This window comes from Bradyrhizobium betae (assembly GCF_050632175.1).
In the GTDB taxonomy this organism is placed as follows: Bacteria; Pseudomonadota; Alphaproteobacteria; order Rhizobiales; family Xanthobacteraceae; genus Bradyrhizobium; species Bradyrhizobium betae_B.
On record NZ_CP192576.1, the window covers coordinates 4456014 to 4471903 of the forward strand.

Annotated in this window: 15 protein-coding genes and 1 pseudogene; 12 read left to right on the forward strand and 4 right to left on the reverse strand. The window is 63.5% G+C overall.

Features of this window, described 5'->3' with window-relative positions:
- Nucleotides 1–205 precede the first annotated feature (205 nt).
- Nucleotides 206–1792 (forward strand): gamma-glutamyltransferase, encoded by a 1587-nt coding sequence (ggt, locus tag ACQ86E_RS21475; RefSeq protein ID WP_431201686.1) that lies wholly within the window; start codon nt 206–208, stop codon nt 1790–1792.
- 68 nt (nt 1793–1860) lie between these two features.
- The gene (locus tag ACQ86E_RS21480; protein WP_431201687.1) at nt 1861–2325 is read left to right on the forward strand and encodes an FKBP-type peptidyl-prolyl cis-trans isomerase; all 465 of its coding nucleotides are present in this window, start codon (nt 1861–1863) and stop codon (nt 2323–2325) included.
- Nucleotides 2326–2400: 75 nt separating this feature from the next.
- On the opposite strand, the gene ACQ86E_RS21485 is transcribed toward ACQ86E_RS21480, so the two are convergent.
- Nucleotides 2401–2619 (reverse strand): CsbD family protein, encoded by a 219-nt coding sequence (locus ACQ86E_RS21485; protein ID WP_015688065.1) that lies wholly within the window; start codon nt 2617–2619, stop codon nt 2401–2403.
- Nucleotides 2620–2746: 127 nt separating this feature from the next.
- On the opposite strand from ACQ86E_RS21485, the gene ACQ86E_RS21490 reads away from it, so the two are divergent.
- From ACQ86E_RS21490 to ACQ86E_RS21500, 3 genes are all read left to right on the forward strand, one after another.
- Complete coding sequence (locus tag ACQ86E_RS21490; protein WP_431201688.1) at nt 2747–3259, forward strand: cupin domain-containing protein; 513 nt, start codon at nt 2747–2749, stop codon at nt 3257–3259.
- Between the two features lie 115 nt (nt 3260–3374).
- Nucleotides 3375–3803: a VOC family protein gene (locus ACQ86E_RS21495; protein WP_431201689.1), complete on the forward strand. Its 429-nt coding sequence runs from the start codon at nt 3375–3377 to the stop codon at nt 3801–3803.
- A gap of 43 nt (nt 3804–3846) precedes the next feature.
- Nucleotides 3847–4335, forward strand: coding sequence for a VOC family protein (locus ACQ86E_RS21500; RefSeq protein WP_431201690.1), 489 nt, complete (start codon nt 3847–3849; stop codon nt 4333–4335).
- Between the two features lie 143 nt (nt 4336–4478).
- On the opposite strand, the pseudogene ACQ86E_RS21505 reads toward ACQ86E_RS21500, so the two are convergent.
- A pseudogene (locus ACQ86E_RS21505) lies at nt 4479–5602 on the reverse strand (hypothetical protein).
- Between the two features lie 11 nt (nt 5603–5613).
- Nucleotides 5614–6315, reverse strand: coding sequence for a FecR family protein (locus ACQ86E_RS21510; protein WP_431201691.1), 702 nt, complete (start codon nt 6313–6315; stop codon nt 5614–5616).
- A 213-nt stretch (nt 6316–6528) separates the two neighbouring features.
- Between ACQ86E_RS21510 and ACQ86E_RS21515 the strand changes: the two genes are divergently transcribed.
- Nucleotides 6529–7791, forward strand: a complete 1263-nt coding sequence (locus ACQ86E_RS21515) for a phospholipid carrier-dependent glycosyltransferase (RefSeq protein WP_431201692.1) — start codon at nt 6529–6531, stop codon at nt 7789–7791.
- Nucleotides 7792–7896: 105 nt separating this feature from the next.
- On the forward strand, nt 7897–9840 hold the full coding sequence (locus tag ACQ86E_RS21520; RefSeq protein ID WP_431206528.1) for a PAS domain S-box protein: 1944 nt from the start codon (nt 7897–7899) through the stop codon (nt 9838–9840).
- Between the two features lie 54 nt (nt 9841–9894).
- Here the strand turns inward: ACQ86E_RS21520 and ACQ86E_RS21525 are convergent, their stop codons facing one another.
- Complete coding sequence (locus ACQ86E_RS21525; RefSeq protein ID WP_431201693.1) at nt 9895–10536, reverse strand: OmpA family protein; 642 nt, start codon at nt 10534–10536, stop codon at nt 9895–9897.
- 320 nt (nt 10537–10856) lie between these two features.
- Between ACQ86E_RS21525 and ACQ86E_RS21530 the strand changes: the two genes are divergently transcribed.
- From ACQ86E_RS21530 to ACQ86E_RS21550, 5 genes are all read left to right on the forward strand, one after another.
- A complete protein-coding gene (locus tag ACQ86E_RS21530; protein ID WP_431201694.1) occupies nt 10857–12230 on the forward strand; it encodes a caspase family protein in 1374 nt (457 codons plus the stop codon).
- 247 nt (nt 12231–12477) lie between these two features.
- A complete protein-coding gene (locus tag ACQ86E_RS21535) occupies nt 12478–12723 on the forward strand; it encodes a hypothetical protein (RefSeq protein WP_431206529.1) in 246 nt (81 codons plus the stop codon).
- A 120-nt stretch (nt 12724–12843) separates the two neighbouring features.
- Nucleotides 12844–13098: a hypothetical protein gene (locus tag ACQ86E_RS21540; protein ID WP_431201695.1), complete on the forward strand. Its 255-nt coding sequence runs from the start codon at nt 12844–12846 to the stop codon at nt 13096–13098.
- A 119-nt stretch (nt 13099–13217) separates the two neighbouring features.
- Nucleotides 13218–14378, forward strand: a complete 1161-nt coding sequence (locus ACQ86E_RS21545) for a winged helix-turn-helix domain-containing protein (protein ID WP_431201696.1) — start codon at nt 13218–13220, stop codon at nt 14376–14378.
- A 127-nt stretch (nt 14379–14505) separates the two neighbouring features.
- Complete coding sequence (locus ACQ86E_RS21550) at nt 14506–15834, forward strand: MFS transporter (RefSeq protein WP_431201697.1); 1329 nt, start codon at nt 14506–14508, stop codon at nt 15832–15834.
- Nucleotides 15835–15890 lie beyond the last annotated feature (56 nt).

Below are 15890 nucleotides of genomic sequence, written 5' to 3' on the forward strand. Positions count from 1 at the left end.
CCGGAAAACCCGCATCGCACGGGGGCCCGACAGGTCCATACGCCCAGCGGATGGCAGCCATTTCTCTGGTATGCCAGCATTGCCCGGACGGGCCGGAATGTGTCATGTAAGCCCGGTTTTTCCGAGGTAGCGCGACCCGCGCGCCTCAAGATTGAGCCCGGGCCCAACAGAGCCTTACAAGAGCGCCTTGAGAGAGCAGAATTCGATGAGAAATTTCCACTTCCCCGGCAGGTCCACGGTCCACGCCACCAACGCAATGGTGGCGACCTCGCACCCGCAGGCGTCGCTCGCCGCGATCGAGGTATTGCGCGAGGGCGGCACGGCGGTGGACGCAGCGGTGGCGGGTTCTGCCGTACTCGGGGTGATCGAGCCGCAATCGACCGGCATCGGCGGCGACTGCTTTGCGCTGATCCAGCCGCGCGGCGAGGGCAAGATCATCGCCTATAACGGCTCCGGCCGGGCGCCGAAGGCGGCCAACGCCGACTGGTACCTCGAGCGCAAGATTACCTCCGTGCCGCTGACCTCGGCGCACGCGGTCTCGATCCCCGGCGTGATCGACGCCTTCGCCACCGTGCTGCGCGACCACGGCAAGTTCGGCTTCGACCGCCTGCTGCAGCCCGCGATCAAGGCGGCGGAAGAGGGCTATGTCGTTGCCCCCCGCATCGCCTTCGACTGGAAGAACCAGTTCGAGAAGCTCAAGAACGGCACCAACACCGCGCGCTATCTGTTGCCGGGCGGCAAGCCACCGGTGGCCGGCGACGTCATCCGCCAGGCTGAGCTCGGCAAGACGCTGCGCGCGATCGCCAAGGACGGCCGCGACGCTTTCTACAAGGGCGCAATCGCGGAAGACATGGTCGAGACCCTGCGGGGCATCGGCGGCCTGCACACGCTCGACGATTTCGCCGCGCACACCACCGAGACGACGACGCCTATCGGCACCATGTACAAGGGCCATGACGTCTGGCAGTGCCCGCCGAACGGCCCGGGCGTCACCGCGCTCCTGATGCTCAACATCCTGTCGCGCTTCGACCTGACCAAGTATGCACCCGTCAGCGTCGAGCGCTTCCATCTCGAGGCGGAAGCTGCGCGCATCGCCTACATGAACCGCGAGATGCATGTCGCCTCTCCCGAACACATGAAGATCAACGTCGCCGAAATGCTCGAAAAGAGCTTTGCCGACGAGTACATCAGCAAGATCCGCATGGATGGCATGCTCGACCTGCCGAACGTCGCGCCGCCGATGAACCCCTCGACCATCTACATCACGGTGGTGGACAAGGACCGCAACGTCTGCTCGTTCATCAACTCTGTCGCGCATTCCTTCGGCTCGGCGATCGTCTCGAACAAGACCGGCGTGCTGTTGCAGAACCGCGCCGGTGGCTTCCGCATCCAGCCGGGCCATCCCAACTGTATCGAAGGCGGCAAGCGCCCGCTGCACACGATCATGCCGGGTCTGCTCACCAAGGGCGGTCGCTCCGTGATGCCGTTCGCCGTGATGGGCGGCCAGTACCAGCCGACCGGTCAGACCCATGTCCTGACCAATATCCTCGACTACGGCTGCGACGTGCAGGAAGCGATCGACATGCCGCGCGGCCTGCACTACGAAGGCCAGTACCAGCTTGAGGACAGCGTGCCGGCTGACATCGTCGAGGGCCTGAAGAAGATCGGCCACAAGACCGCCAGCGTGGTCGGGCCGCTCGGCGGCGCCCAGGCGATCTGGATCGACTGGGACAAGGGCACACTCACCGGCGGTTCCGACCCGCGCAAGGACGGCTGCGCGCTCGGCTATTGATGGGCGCGGGGCTGGAAACGGTTTCCTTGTTGGGCTAGACACCTCCCGCCTCAAACGGAAGGTGCCTCATGCCGCGTTTCCAGCGCGCACTCCTCGCCATCATGTCGGCCCTCGCGATCACTGTGATCGCCGGCGTGTCCGACTTCGTTTCCACCACGGCCTCGGCCCAGACCGCAGGAAAGACCATGACCACAGCTTCAGGCTTGCAGACCATCGACAGCGTTGTCGGCACCGGCGCCTCGCCGAAGCCCGGACAGATCTGCGTGATGCACTACACCGGCTGGCTCTATGAGAACGGCCAGAAGGGCAAGAAATTCGATTCATCCGTCGATCGCAATGAGCCGTTCGAGTTTCCGATCGGCAAGGGCCGCGTCATCGCCGGATGGGACGAGGGCGTTAGCACGATGAAGGTCGGCGGCAAGCGCACGCTGATCATCCCGCCGCAGCTCGGCTACGGCGCCCGCGGCGCCGGCGGCGTGATTCCACCGAATGCGACCTTGATGTTCGACGTCGAATTGCTCGCGGTGAAATAATCGTACAAACAAAAAGACCGGCCCCGCGGCCGGTCTTTTCGCTTCAAGTCTTGTAGCTCTTCTATTGCGCGCGCGTCACTCCGCCGCGCGCTTTGCCGCCGCTGCGGCGCGATCGATCGCGTCCTTCGCAGCGTCCTTGGCGTCGCCCATGGCCTGCTGGCCCTTGCCCTTCACTTCCTGGACCACGCCTTCGCCCTTGAGGCGGTCGGAACCGGTGGCTTCGCCGATACCCTGCTTGGCCTTGCCGATCGCCTCGTTGGCGGTGCCCTTGATCTTGTCGCTGGTGCTACCCATGGAATTCTCCTTCCGGTTTGCTCGCCAGGACAACACCTGACGGCCGTCTGGGTTCCGTTTTTGCTATGGCTTGATGTCGCAGCTTTGGCTAGCTTGCCGCGCACCGAAGGAACAGAAAGCAAGCCCCATGACCGGCCATGACCACACCCATTCCCACCATGACCACGATCACGAGGATCGCTGGAAACATGACGGTGTGCGCGTCATTCCCGGCAATCAGCTCGATACCAACGTGCCGTCGACGGCCGGTATGGACCGCGCGGCCGCGATTAATTTCGCACGTGTCGGCGCGCAGAAATTGTGGGCGGGCACCGTCAGCATCAAGCCTGACGCCAAGACCGGCGCGCATCACCACGGCCATCTCGAAAGCGTGATCTATGTCGTGAAGGGCAAGGCGCGCATGCGCTGGGGCGAGAGCCTGCAGTTCACCGCAGAGGCCGGCCCCGGCGATTTCATCTTTGTGCCGCCCTACGTGCCGCATCAGGAGATCAACGCAAGCCCGGACGAGGTGCTGGAATGCGTGCTGGTGCGCAGCGACGGCGAGGCGGTCGCGATCAACCTCGACATCGAGCCGGTCGAAAAGCCCGAGACCGTGCTGTGGATCGACCCGGTGCATCGGGACCCCAACGAGAAGAAGTAAGCTGCATAAGAGCCGCGGGGGACACCCCTCGCGGCCCCAGAAAAATATCCCGAAGCCGTGTAGGATCGTCGCCAGGCCGTCCGTCCTTGGGCAGAACCCGCCCAAGGAGCTTTCCATGCCGAGGATGATCTTCCTCAATCTGCCGGTGACCGACCTCAAGCGCGCAACTGCTTTTTACGAGGCAATTGGCGCGGTCAGGAACCCTCAATTCAGCGACGACACGGCGAGTTGCATGGTCTTCTCCGAGACCATCTACGTGATGCTGACGACCCACGACAAATTCCGTCAGTTCACGCCGAAGCCAATCGCAGATGCAAAGACATCGAACCAGGCATTGTTCTGCCTGTCCGCGGACACCCGCAAGGAGGTCGATGACATCGTCGACAAGGCCGGGGCCGCGGGCGGGGTAGCCGATCCCGGACCGAAGGACGAATACAGCTTCATGTACGGTCGCAGCTTCGAGGATCCGGATGGTCACATGTGGGGTGTGAACTGGATGGACATGGCAGCCTTTGCTGCGCAATCCGAGACGACGAACGCCTGATCGAAGTTCACGTCATTCGAAACGCCAGAGAGGAGCGCTCACGATGTCCAAACTCGTGCCCTGCATGTGGTTTAACGGCGATGCCGAAGAAGCCGCGAAGTTCTATGTCTTGCTGGTCCCGAATTCGGAGATCACGCACATCCAGCGCAACGTTTCGGACGGCCCGTCCGGCAAAACAGGTTCCGTGCTCGTCGTCGAGTTCACGGTGGCTGGACAGCCGTTGGTCGCGCTCAACGGCGGCATGAAGGTGGAATACACCCACGCCATCTCGCTGATGATCCATTGCGACGATCAGGCCCAGGTCGACAGCGTGTGGGATGCCTTCCTCGCTCATGGCGGCAAGGAGCAGCAGTGCGGCTGGATCAGCGATCGCTGGGGCGTCTCATGGCAGGTGGTGCCGAAGGTGATGTTCGACTTCCTGTCGAGCCCCGACAAGGCAGCGGCTGCGCGTGCGATGCAGGCCATGATGAAGATGGTGAAGTTGGATGTCGAGACCTTGCGCCGCGCGTTCGAGGGCAAGTCGGCGGCGTGAGGCGGCACGCTCGCGCCTCACACGCTTCGTCATCGTCCGCGAAGGCGGACGATCCAGTACTCCGGGACGGTATTGATTGAGCCGAAGGCCGCGGCGTACTGGATGCCCCGCCTGCGCGGGGCATGACAGCGGAGCTTGGTACCTCAGTAATTGATCCTCAGCCCCACGCCGCCATGGATCGTATTCCCTACCGGCTGCGGGCCGAGCGTGCCATTGGCGAAGAGATCCACGATCCAGCCCTTCTGCACGCGGAAGCCGAGGCGGCCGCCATATTCGAACCAGCCCTGGTTGCCCATGGTCGGCACCACTGTGCCGTCGCCGGTTACGGTGGCGACGATGCCGCTATGGCTGGCGAAGGACTGCACCCAGCCGCCGTTGATGTTGGCCTCGATGTTGCCGCCGAAGAGATGGGTCCACTGGCCGCCGATCTTGACCAGGCTGGTGCGATCGGTGCCGGTCGCGATGGTGGCATCGAACGGATTGAACGCCACGGCGCTGTCGCTGTAGCCGGACACGCGTTGCCAGAGCTGCCAGACTTCGATGGAAGCCGCGACCTCGTCGCGTGGCGACACCCGGCTCATCCAGCCGGCGCGGCCGTAGACCGCGTAGTTCGAGGCGTTGGTCGAGCCCGTGACGCTCACCGGGCCAAGGCTGGTGTTGTAGCTCCGCGTGTAGCGCGCCTTCTCCCACGGCGTCAGAATCGTGCCGACGTCGAAGAACGGGCGTGACGAACCCCAGTCCGTAAAATCATAGCGCAGCGCGAAGGCGCCGATCGGGGCGCTGGTGATCTTGTAGCCGCCCTCGTTGTATTGCGTGTAGGCGATGCCGGCGAGCAGCGAGAGATTTTTGGTCAGCTCCTTGCGACCGTGGATGCCGGCCGAGAACGAACCGGCGGAGCCGAACGCGCTGATGCAGTCGCTGCAATTGACCTGCTCGTTGACCCCGAGCAACACCGTGCCGAGCACCCGGTTGGTGATCATCTGGTTGAAGCGCTGGTCGGCGAGGCCGCCGATCGAATTGCCGCTGGAGTCCGCACCGGTCGGACCCGAGGGGGCGGATAGGGGCTCGGCGAGGGCGACGGATAAGGGCTCGGCGACGGTGAGGGGGTCGGCGACGGGTAAGGCGATGGTGAATAGGTCGGCGTGGGAGTCGGATTGCAATAGCCGCCATCGCATTCGTCGGCCGAGGCCGGCCGCACATCGAGCGGGAGAGAACAGACGATGACGGTCGCCGCGAGCGCCGCCCAGGCCGTGAGGCGTTTTGCCATTGTTGCCATCGTCACCGCCCGCACAGCATGCCGTCGTCATTGACGGCGGGCGTGATGGTCGGCGAGGCGCCGGCATATTGGTTGACCGAGCACAGCCCGGCACTCGCGGCGCAGTTGGCGGCAAAGGTCCAGGGCGGCGTATTGGTCTTGGTGATGCTGACTTTGCCGCCGGCCGAAACGATGACTGCAGTATCGCCCGGCTGGGTGAGCTGCACGCATTGGAGGCTGGTCGTGCAGACGCTGGCCGCACCGTCCTGAAGCACGACGACGGAGCGCCCGCGCTGGGACAGGATGTCGAGCGTGGTGCCGCGCACGCCGATGGTCGCAAGCGGCGTCGTGATCTTGTAGGCAGTCTTTTCCGAATGTCCGGTGACGAAACGGAAGGCGCCCGTGGTCATGCGGATCGCGACGTCGCGATAGCTGTGCTCGTCGTTGAAGACGGTGCGGTCGAGCTTGAGCGTCGCGCTCGGCCCCAGCGACAGGTTGGTGCTGTCGGCCATGACGAAGCGTGCCGCGCTGTCGGCACCGGTGCGCACGGTCTCGTCGCGCAGCATGCTGTCGCCGACATTGATCGGCGTCGTGCTTGCGGCGACGCGCACGACTTCGTTCTGGATCACAACGGCTTCGCCGACGCGCGTCTGCGCCTGCGCGCAAGGCGACGCGCCTACAACGGCCGCCAACAGTGTAGGGAAGAGCCAGAAACGCAAATTCATTTCACAACCGATCGTTGGTCCCTGATCGTACCGGACCGCGCGCGCTTCGTGGCGGAATTATCACAAAGGGCGCGGGACGAGCGTTATCCTTAGTGACAGTTGCGGCAGAATGCGTTCAATGAAAAGTGCCAGCCAGATTTTTCTCCACGGTGAAGCAGATTTGCCACGCAAAACGTCCCCCCCATGTCGCTCGATCTGCCTGCGGTTCCGAGGATGTCGCGGAGCGCAGTGTATGCTGTCGCGATTTTCCTGGTTGCCCATCTTGCACTGTTGATCGGCCTGACGACGCCGGAGAAGTTCGTTTTCGACGAGGTGCATTACGTGCCCGCTGCACGGCAGATGCTTGCACCGGCGATGTCGCAGCCGATGCTCAATCCGATGCATCCGCCGCTGGCCAAGGAGCTGATGGCGGCGTCGATCGCGGCCTTCGGCGACAATGCGCTCGGCTGGCGCTATCCGGCGGCGTTGTTCGGCGCGCTCGCGATCGTCGCGATTTATCTGTGCGGGCTGGCGCTGTTCTCGGCACAAGGACCGGCGATCGCAGCAACGCTGATCGCGGCCTTCAACCAGATGCTCTACGTGCAGGCGCGTATCGCGATGCTCGACATCTTTGCGCTCGGCTTCAGCCTGCTGGCGGTCGCAGCCTTCAAGCATGGCTTTCGAAGGCAGCGCCCGCATGCGTCGTTCGCGCTGGCGGGTGCGTTGTTCGGTCTTGCCGCGGCCTGCAAATGGAGCGGGCTGTTCCCGCTCGGAATCTGCATCGTCATCGTTGCGGTGATCCGCCTGATGCAGGGCTGGCGCACGCTGTTCGCCGACGCGAGGCCGGGCGATTGGTATCGCCCCGATCTCTGGCCCGATTTTCGGGTGCAGCATGCCGCGCTCTGCTTCGCCGTCCTGCCGGCGATGACATATCTTGCCACGTTCGTTCCACTCTATGGGTTGTCGCTAACGGACCTGATCGAGGCGCAGCGCCGGATCTTTGCAGACAACACCACCACCGCGATCGCCGGCCATACCTATATGAGCTCTTGGCCATCCTGGCCGCTGCTCGCCCGCCCGGTGTGGTTTCTGTTCGACAAGACGACGGAAGACAATGTCTCGGCGATCGTCTTTCTCGGCAACCCGCTGGTGCTGTGGCCGGCGCTGGTCGCGCTCGCGATCGTGCTGCGCGATTTCATCGTGACGCGCCGCTGGGATGCGTTCCTGATTGCGGTGTTCTATTTCGGCTGCTGGCTCGCCTGGGCCTTGCTGCCGCGTACGCTGGGCTTCATCTACTACTATCTGCCGGCCGCAACGGTCGCGTCGCTCGCGCTGGTCTATGTGTTGCGTCGGGAGGGCCTGCCGCGCTGGCTGCTATGGGCCTATGTCGGCCTCGCCGCCATCGGCTTTGCGGTGATGCTGCCGATCTCGGCGGCCTTCGTCGGCACGTCGATGCAGACCTTCAACCGGCTCATGCTGTTCCAGAGCTGGATCTAATGCCTGCCATCGTGCACAGAGCCGGTAGAATTCGCTTGCCGGAATCAATCAAGGCGTGTGGACTGGCGGGCGTCGGTCGGAGCCGGAGAGACTCGCCAGGTGAGCATGGAAGACGGCATCGCTGGACCTGACCGTTCCAATTCCGACTGGCTGCGCGCCGTCGTCGACACCGCGGTCGACGGCGTGATCCTGATCGATGCGCGCGGTCGCGTCCTGATGTTCAATCCAGCCTGCGAAAAGCTGTTCGGCTATCCCGCGAGCGAGGTCATCGGCGAGAACGTCAAGGTTCTGATGCCGCCCTCCTATCGCGACGCCCATGATGGGTATCTGCACAACTATCATTCCAGCGGTGTCCGCCAGATTATCGGGATCGGCCGCGAGGTGGTGGGGCGGCGCAAGGACGGCTCGACCTTCCTGATGCATCTCTCGGTCGGCGAGACTGCACAGGCGGTTGGCGAGCCGATCTTCGTCGGCATCATTCACGACCTCACCGAGCGGGAGAGAGTCGAGCGAGAGCTGCGTGAGAGCGCGGCCCGGCTGCGCGCGGTCGTCGACACCGCCGTCGATGGTGTGATCCTGATCGATTCCGACGGCAACATCCTGAAGTTCAATCCGGCCTGCGAAAGGCTTTTCAAATATCGCGACGACGAAGTCCTCGGGCAGAACGTTCGGATGCTGATGCCGGAGCCGTACCGCTCCGGGCATGACGGTTATATTCGCAATTTCCTCGCTACGGGCGAGAAGAAGATCATCGGCATCGGTCGCGAGGTGATCGGCCAGCGCAAGGACGGCTCCACCTTCCCGATGGATCTTTCGGTCGGCGAGGCCAAGCAGGACGGCTCGTCCATCTTCGTCGGCATGATCCATGACCTGACCGATCGCAAGCGCACGGAGGCCCAACTGATGCAGGCCCAAAAGATGGAGGCGGTCGGGCAGCTCTCTGGCGGCATCGCCCATGATTTCAACAACCTCCTCACCGTGATCGTTGGCAATGCCGAACATCTGGCCGAGCAGTTGGTGTCGCGGGGGGATTTGAAGCGGCTGGCCGACGACATCTGTAGCGCCGGCGAGCGCGGTGCCGAATTGACGCAGCGCCTGCTGGCCTTCAGCCGCAAGCAGTTGCTGAGGCCGGTGGAGACCGAATGCGACAAGCTCATCGAGTCCATGTACAAGCTGCTGCGACGAACGCTCCGCGAGGATATCGAGATTTCCACGCTGTCCGATCCCGCACTCCGGCATGCCTTCGCCGATCCCGTGCAGCTCGAATCGGCGATTCTCAACCTCGCCCTGAACGCCCAGGACGCGATGGCATCAGGCGGGCGCCTGACCATCTCGGCGGCGAATGCATCGCTCGATACAGGCGATCACAACGTACATCCCGAGGTCGGGCCCGGCGAGTATGTCGTGATCGCCGTGACCGACACCGGTTCCGGCATGCCGAAGCGTGTGCTGGAACGCGCATTCGAGCCGTTCTTCACCACCAAGGAGGTCGGCAAGGGCAGTGGGCTGGGGCTCAGCATGGTCTACGGCTTTGCCAAGCAGTCCAACGGGCACGTCACGATCTACAGCGAACCGGGCCTGGGGACGACCGTGCGGATCTATCTTCCGGCCGTGATGACGAAGACGCAGAGCGTGCCGCTGGCGATCGAGAAGGAGATGGCACAGAGCGGCTCCGAAATCGTGCTGGTGGTCGAGGACGATCCGTTCGTTCGATCCTACGCGGTGATGAGTCTGGAGAGCCTCGGCTACAGGGTGATCTCCGCTATCGATGGCAGGGAGGCCTTGCAGATGCTCGCGGCTGCGCCCCATGTCGATTTGCTGTTCACCGATGTTGTGATGCCCGGGGGCGTGAATGGATGGGAGCTTGCGGGTCTCGCACGCAAGGCAAATCCCGAGCTGCGCGTGCTACTGACGTCAGGATATGCCCTAGAGACGCTGGCGGCGAACGGTCACGTCCGGCAGGGTGCCCTGATTTTGGAAAAGCCCTACCGCAAGGCGGAGCTTGCCCGGCTGGTGCGGGAGGCGCTCGGCGTACCGACGCCAGTATGAGCGACGGTTACCCGACTGCCTGCCGCGATGCGACAGGCAGGGTTCGTCACTAAATCACTTCGACGCCGTCGTCTTGGCTTCCATGTTCACCACCTGGACGCGGCGGTTGATCGGGTCGGCGCCGTTGGCGGTGTCTTTCAGCTTGGTCTTGCCGTAGCCGACCGTGACGAGATCGGTGCCGTTGAGGCCGTAGTTCTGCACCAGGTATTTCTTGATGGTGTCGGCCCGACGTTCGGACAGCCCTTGATTGTACTCTTCGGTGCCGACCGCATCGGTGTGGCCGGCGACCACGAAGGTCGAGCCCTTCAGCGACGGGTCGGCCAGGGCCTTGCCGAGCGCCTGCACCGACGGCACCGAGGTCTTGGCGATGTCGGCCGAGTTGTAATCGAACTGGATCTCCAGATCGATCTTCGGCTTGGTCGCAGCCAGCTCGGCGATCTGCTCACGCTCGCCCGTGGAGAGCGACCGGGTGGAGCGGTTGCGCACGGTGTTCAGGAAGGTCGATTCCTTGGCCTGCACCGCCGGATCGGCCTGCGGCCCGACGGACAGGCCGCGCGTCGCCGGCTTCGGCTTCAACGCATCCAGGATCTTGTCCGACGAGACATTGTCGCCGGCCAGGGCCAGGCCCGCCGTCATCGACAGCGCGGCGGTGAGAGTAATCGCCTTCAGTGCAAAGAACTTATCAAAACGGGTCATCGTGGTATCCTCGCTGTTACGCCTGATGGCGATTTGATGCTGCGAGCATAGGGAAGGTTCAAAGGCCTTGATGTGATCCTGGTCACGCTGGCCGAAAGGCCTCCGAATTCATTCTAACTCATTTGGCGGCGTTCGGGCGCACGACCGGGGTGTTTTGCTTCCAAAAGGACTGCGGGGGCTACGGCGCCAACAGGGATTGTCGCGTTTTTTTGAGGCCCGTTCGAGCCGTTGCGGTACCAACGTGATCTAAATCACATTCGACTTCCGTGGAAGAGATCACACTGCGGCCATCGGTGGTTCTTGATCTGGGGAGAAAGACCATGCGTTTCCTGCTCGCGGCAATGTCTCTGGCGGCTTTCGTGTTCACTGGTAACGCGGCGTACGCCGACAAACGCGTCGCCTTTGTTGTCGGCAACGCCGCGTACAAGAATGTCCCGCAGCTCCCGAATCCGGCGATCGACGCCAAGTCGATGGCCCGGGTGCTGCGCAATGTCGGCTTCGACGTGGTCGAGGGTGCCAATCTCACCCGCGACGCCATGACGGCAAAGCTGCTCGAATTCGGCAAGAAGAGCGAAGGCGCCGATGTGGCGCTGTTCTTTTATGCCGGCCACGGCATCGCGGTGAACGGCACCAATTATCTGCTGCCTGTCGATGCCGACCTCAAATCCGAGATGGACGTCAAGCTCGGCGCTGCCATCAATGTCGATCTCACGCTCGAGCAGACCATGGCGGATGCCAAGGTGAAGTTGGTGTTCCTCGACGCCTGCCGCGACAATCCCTTCGCCGCAAAGATCCGCTCGGCCAAGGCAACGCGATCCGTCAACGTGGCCAGCGGCCTTGCCGAGATGAAGTCCGGCGAGGGCACGCTGATCGCGTTCGCCACCGGTCCCGGCCAGACTGCCCTCGACGGCGAGGCCGGCACCAACAGCCCCTTTACCCGCGCGCTCATTGCGAACATCGCGTCTCCCGGCCTCGAGATCCAGCAGGCCATGACCAAGGTTCGCGCCCAGGTCAACGACGAGACGGGCAAGGCGCAGCTGCCCTGGGGCCACACCAATCTCACCGGCACGGTTTTTCTCAACCCGGCCGCGGCCACCGCGTCGGACGCTGCCGCGCCAGCGACCGTCGCCCAGGCCGGCGAAGTCGAGCTCGAGTTCTGGCGCTCGATCAAGGACACCAACAAGGTCGAGGAGCTCAACGCCTATCTCACCAACTATCCGAACGGCACCTTCAAGCCGCTGGCGCTCGCCCGCATCGCCGCGCTGCAGGACGGTCCGTCCACGACGACGCGCAACCTCACCGTAGGAATCGATCCCGCGACCTTCACGGATACGGCTGACCAGATCGCCGAAGACCAGGTTGGTCTCGACAAGAACCAGCGCCGCGACGTGCAGCGCCGCCTCACCGGTCTCGGCTTCGACGTCAAGGCAACCGGCAAGTTCGACGAGGAGACCCGGTCCGTGATCAGGCGCTGGCAGGCCGCGCGCGGCTACCCCACGACCGGCTATCTCAACAAGCTCCAGCACAAGGCGATGCAGTCCGAGATCGTCTCCAGCCGTGTGGCCTCTGACGACTCCACCGACGAGCCCGCGCGCCGCCGCTCCTCCGGCGGTGGTCGTCGCTCTCACGGCGGCGGAGGCGGCGGCCCGGGCAATCTGTTCGGCCACATGATGGGTGGCTTGTTCCATCGCTGATTTGGCCACCACAAGGCGCGGAGCGGCCCCAAACGGGCCGCTTCTGCTTTGGAAACCTGTTCACCTCGATCGTCGCAAAGCCGTCGCGGCATGGCCCGCCTGCGAACAAGCTTTCGGCCCGATGCAGGCCTAGCAGGGGTTATCGAAGCTGTGAATCGGGGGAGGCGAGTTCCGTCCAGTGCCGAGGCCAAGTGACTACCAGTTCTATCGCAGTGGCCCGCCGGATCGGACCGACTCCTTGACCTCCATGCCCGTCTATATCGGTGCGGCGATGATCGCGGTGGCGATCCTGCTCTCGACTCTGATCACGGGGCTGACCAGTCGCTATGTCGGACTCGACGGGCCGAACGACGAGAATATGTGGCTGGTCGACCGCCTCACCGGCAGCGTCTATCGCTGCCAGGCGGAAGGGCGGGGCAAGGCCATCTGCGAGCCGGACGTTGCCACAGGCAGCGTTGGCGACCGCTCCAAAACGCCGAACGGCGTGCGCTGATCGCTCTTCCCCTTCGCACTGCAGCGAGGGAAGTTCTGTTCTCCACGAAACGTTCTTTCTCGAGAAACGTACTAACGCATACCGGCATGGCGCCGGTCTGGCTTTTACGGAGACGTTTCGATGAAGATCTTGCTTGCCGCCGCAGCCCTTGGTGCTCTCGCTCTTTCCCTGTCGCCCGCATCCGCCGCGATGATGGCATGCACCAAGGACAACATGATGAAGTCTGCCGCCATGATGGGCGGCACACCCGACACGCCGGCCAAGATGGCGGCGAACAAGGAAATGGCGATGGCCAACACCGACATGAGCAATGGCAAGATGAAGAGCGCCTGCATGCACTACATGAAGTCGCAGAAGGCGATGTCGATGAAATAGGCGCGGGTCGCGCGCATGATCCAGCCGCGCTGGCAGCAGTTGGCAGCGCGGCTTTTCTTGGGTCGCCTCCTTGGTCCCTCCTTTTCCGTCGCGCGAATCCAGCTACATTGCTGTCTGCAATGTCACGCGCGCTCAAACCGATCCCGCTCACCACGACACAGGCCCGGCAGATCTGGCTGCATGCCCAGCGGCTGGATGCGCGCGCTCCGTTTGGGGAGGGCGCGGCAGCCGTGACGGATGCAGTTGCCCATCTCGGCTATGTGCAGATCGACACCATCAACGTGATCGAGCGCTGTCATCACCACATCCTGTTCAGCCGCATTCCGTCCTACCGTCGCGCCGACCTGCGCCAGGCCCAGAGCGTCGACAGGAGTGTGTTCGAATACTGGACGCATGCGCTCTCCTACGTTCCCTCGAACGATTTTCGCTTCTTCCTGCCGGCGATGCGCGAGCACCGGCGCGAGGGCCACAGATGGTACGCCTCAGTGACGCCGGCGGACACGCGCAAGGTGATGCGGCTGCTGCGCGCCGGCCCGCTGACGATCCGCGACATCGAGGACGACGTGCTCACCGAGAAGGAGCACCTCTGGCAGAGCCGAAAGCCCTCGAAGCGCGCGTTGCAGCTCGCCTTCTATACCGGCGTCGCGACCGTCAGCGAGCGCCAGGGCATGCTCAAGACCTACGAGCTGATGACGCGTCATTTCGGCTGGGACAGGCTGCCGAAGCCGGCGTCGGCGCGGGAGATCACGGCCTATCTGCTCGATCGCGCGCTGCGGTCACAGGGCGTGGTCAGCCTGGATTCGATCTGCCACCTCGATGCGCTCAGCAAGCAGGCGGTGGCGGGCCTGATCGCCTCACGTGTCCGCCGCGGCGAGCTCGTGCCTGTCGCGATCGACGGCGCCGGCAAGCAGGAGCATTGGGCAGCGCCCGCGGCGCTGGAGCCCGGCGAAGTGTCGCCGGATCTCGTTCATATCCTCTCGCCGTTCGATCCCCTGATCATCCAGCGCAAGCGCACCAATCTCATCTTCGGCTACAATCATCTTTTCGAAGCCTATGTGCCGAAGGCAAGGCGCAAGCTCGGCTATTTCGCGCTGCCCGTGCTGGTCGGCGACGAGATCGTCGCCGCGCTCGACCTCAAGACCGACCGGCAGGGCAAGAAGCTGCTGATGCAGAAATGGACCTGGGTCGGGCAGGGGAAGAAGACGGCGCGGCGCAAGGAATTCAAGCAAGTGATCGAGGAAGAGCTCGATCGGTTCGAGCGGTTTCAATTGGACGAGTGAAACTCGTTGCTGTCGGCACCGGGATCATCCGGCCGCGCCTTGCATTGCTCGCTCCATTGACTCTTTTGCGGCGATGCTCAAAACCCCGGATCAGCCCATAAAAGCAACAACCCTTGGGGGAAAAGTCATGAGCCAGACCACGATCGATGCCGGTTCCGGTGCCGCGAAGTCGGAGATCGAGACCTCGACCATCCGCGCCATCTCCTGGCGCCTGATACCGTTCCTGGTGCTGGCCTACTTTTTCTCCTATCTCGACCGCGTCAATCTCGGCTTCGCCGCGCTGACCATGAATGCCGAGCTGAAGTTCACGCCGCTGATCTTCTCCTGGGGCGCCGGCATCTTCTTCATCGGCTATTTCATCTTCGAGGTGCCGAGTAACCTGGCGCTGGAGAAGTTCGGCGCCAGCCGCTGGATCGCCCGCATCATGGTGACCTGGGGCATCATCTCGGCGTTGATGGCGCTCACGAGCGGTGTCACCAGCTTCTACGTCCTGCGCTTTTTGCTCGGCGTCGCCGAAGCCGGTTTCTTCCCCGGCATCATCCTCTATCTCACCTACTGGTACCCGGCCGAATATCGCGCGCGCTTCCTCGCGGCCTTCGCCATCGCCGTGCCGGTCTCGACCCTGATCGGCGCGCCGGTCTCGGGCCTGCTGCTCGGGCTCGACGGGGCGATGGGCCTGAAGGGCTGGCAGTGGCTGTTCATCATCGAGGGTATCCCCTCGGTGCTGCTCGGCATCGTCACCTGGTTCTACCTCACCGACAAGCCGGAGAAGGCGGATTGGCTCTCCGCCGAGCAGAAGACCTGGCTCCAGACCAGGCTCGATTCCGAGATTGCCGCCAAGCAGGCGGTAAAGCATCTGTCGCTCGGCGAGGCGCTGTCCTCGCCGAAGGTGATCATGCTGAGCCTGGTCTATTTTGGCTTCGTCGGCGCGCTCTATGGCATGCAGTTCTGGCTGCCGCAGATCGTCAAGGCGTTCGGCCTCACCAACGCGCAGACCGGCTTCGTGACCGCGATCCCGTATCTGTTCGGCACGGTTGCAATGATCCTGTGGGCGCGGCATTCAGATGCGACGCGCGAGCGCGTGATGCATGTCGGCGCGCCGCTGTTGCTCACCGCCGTCGCGCTCGGCGTGTCCTCCTATCTCACCGATCCCACCATGACGATGGTTGTGCTGACCGTGGCTGCGATCGGCGTGTTCTGCTGCTTCGGTGTGTTCTGGACGCTGCCGACCGCCTGGCTCTCCGGTACTGCCGCCGCCGGCGGCATTGCGCTGATCAACTCGATCGGCAACCTCGCCGGCTTCGGCGGTCCCTATCTGATCGGCTGGGTCAAGGAAGCCACCGGCCAGACCTCGACCGGCTTGCTCGTGCTCGCCGTGCTGCCTCTGCTGGCCGGCATTTTGGTTTTCATCGGCGGCCACGAGAGCAAGCACGAGTTCGCGGAGCAGGGGCGATAGAGCGGAGCCTGGTAGAACTTGCCCAAAGGCGCACATTTCTGAGCGCACAATTTTCC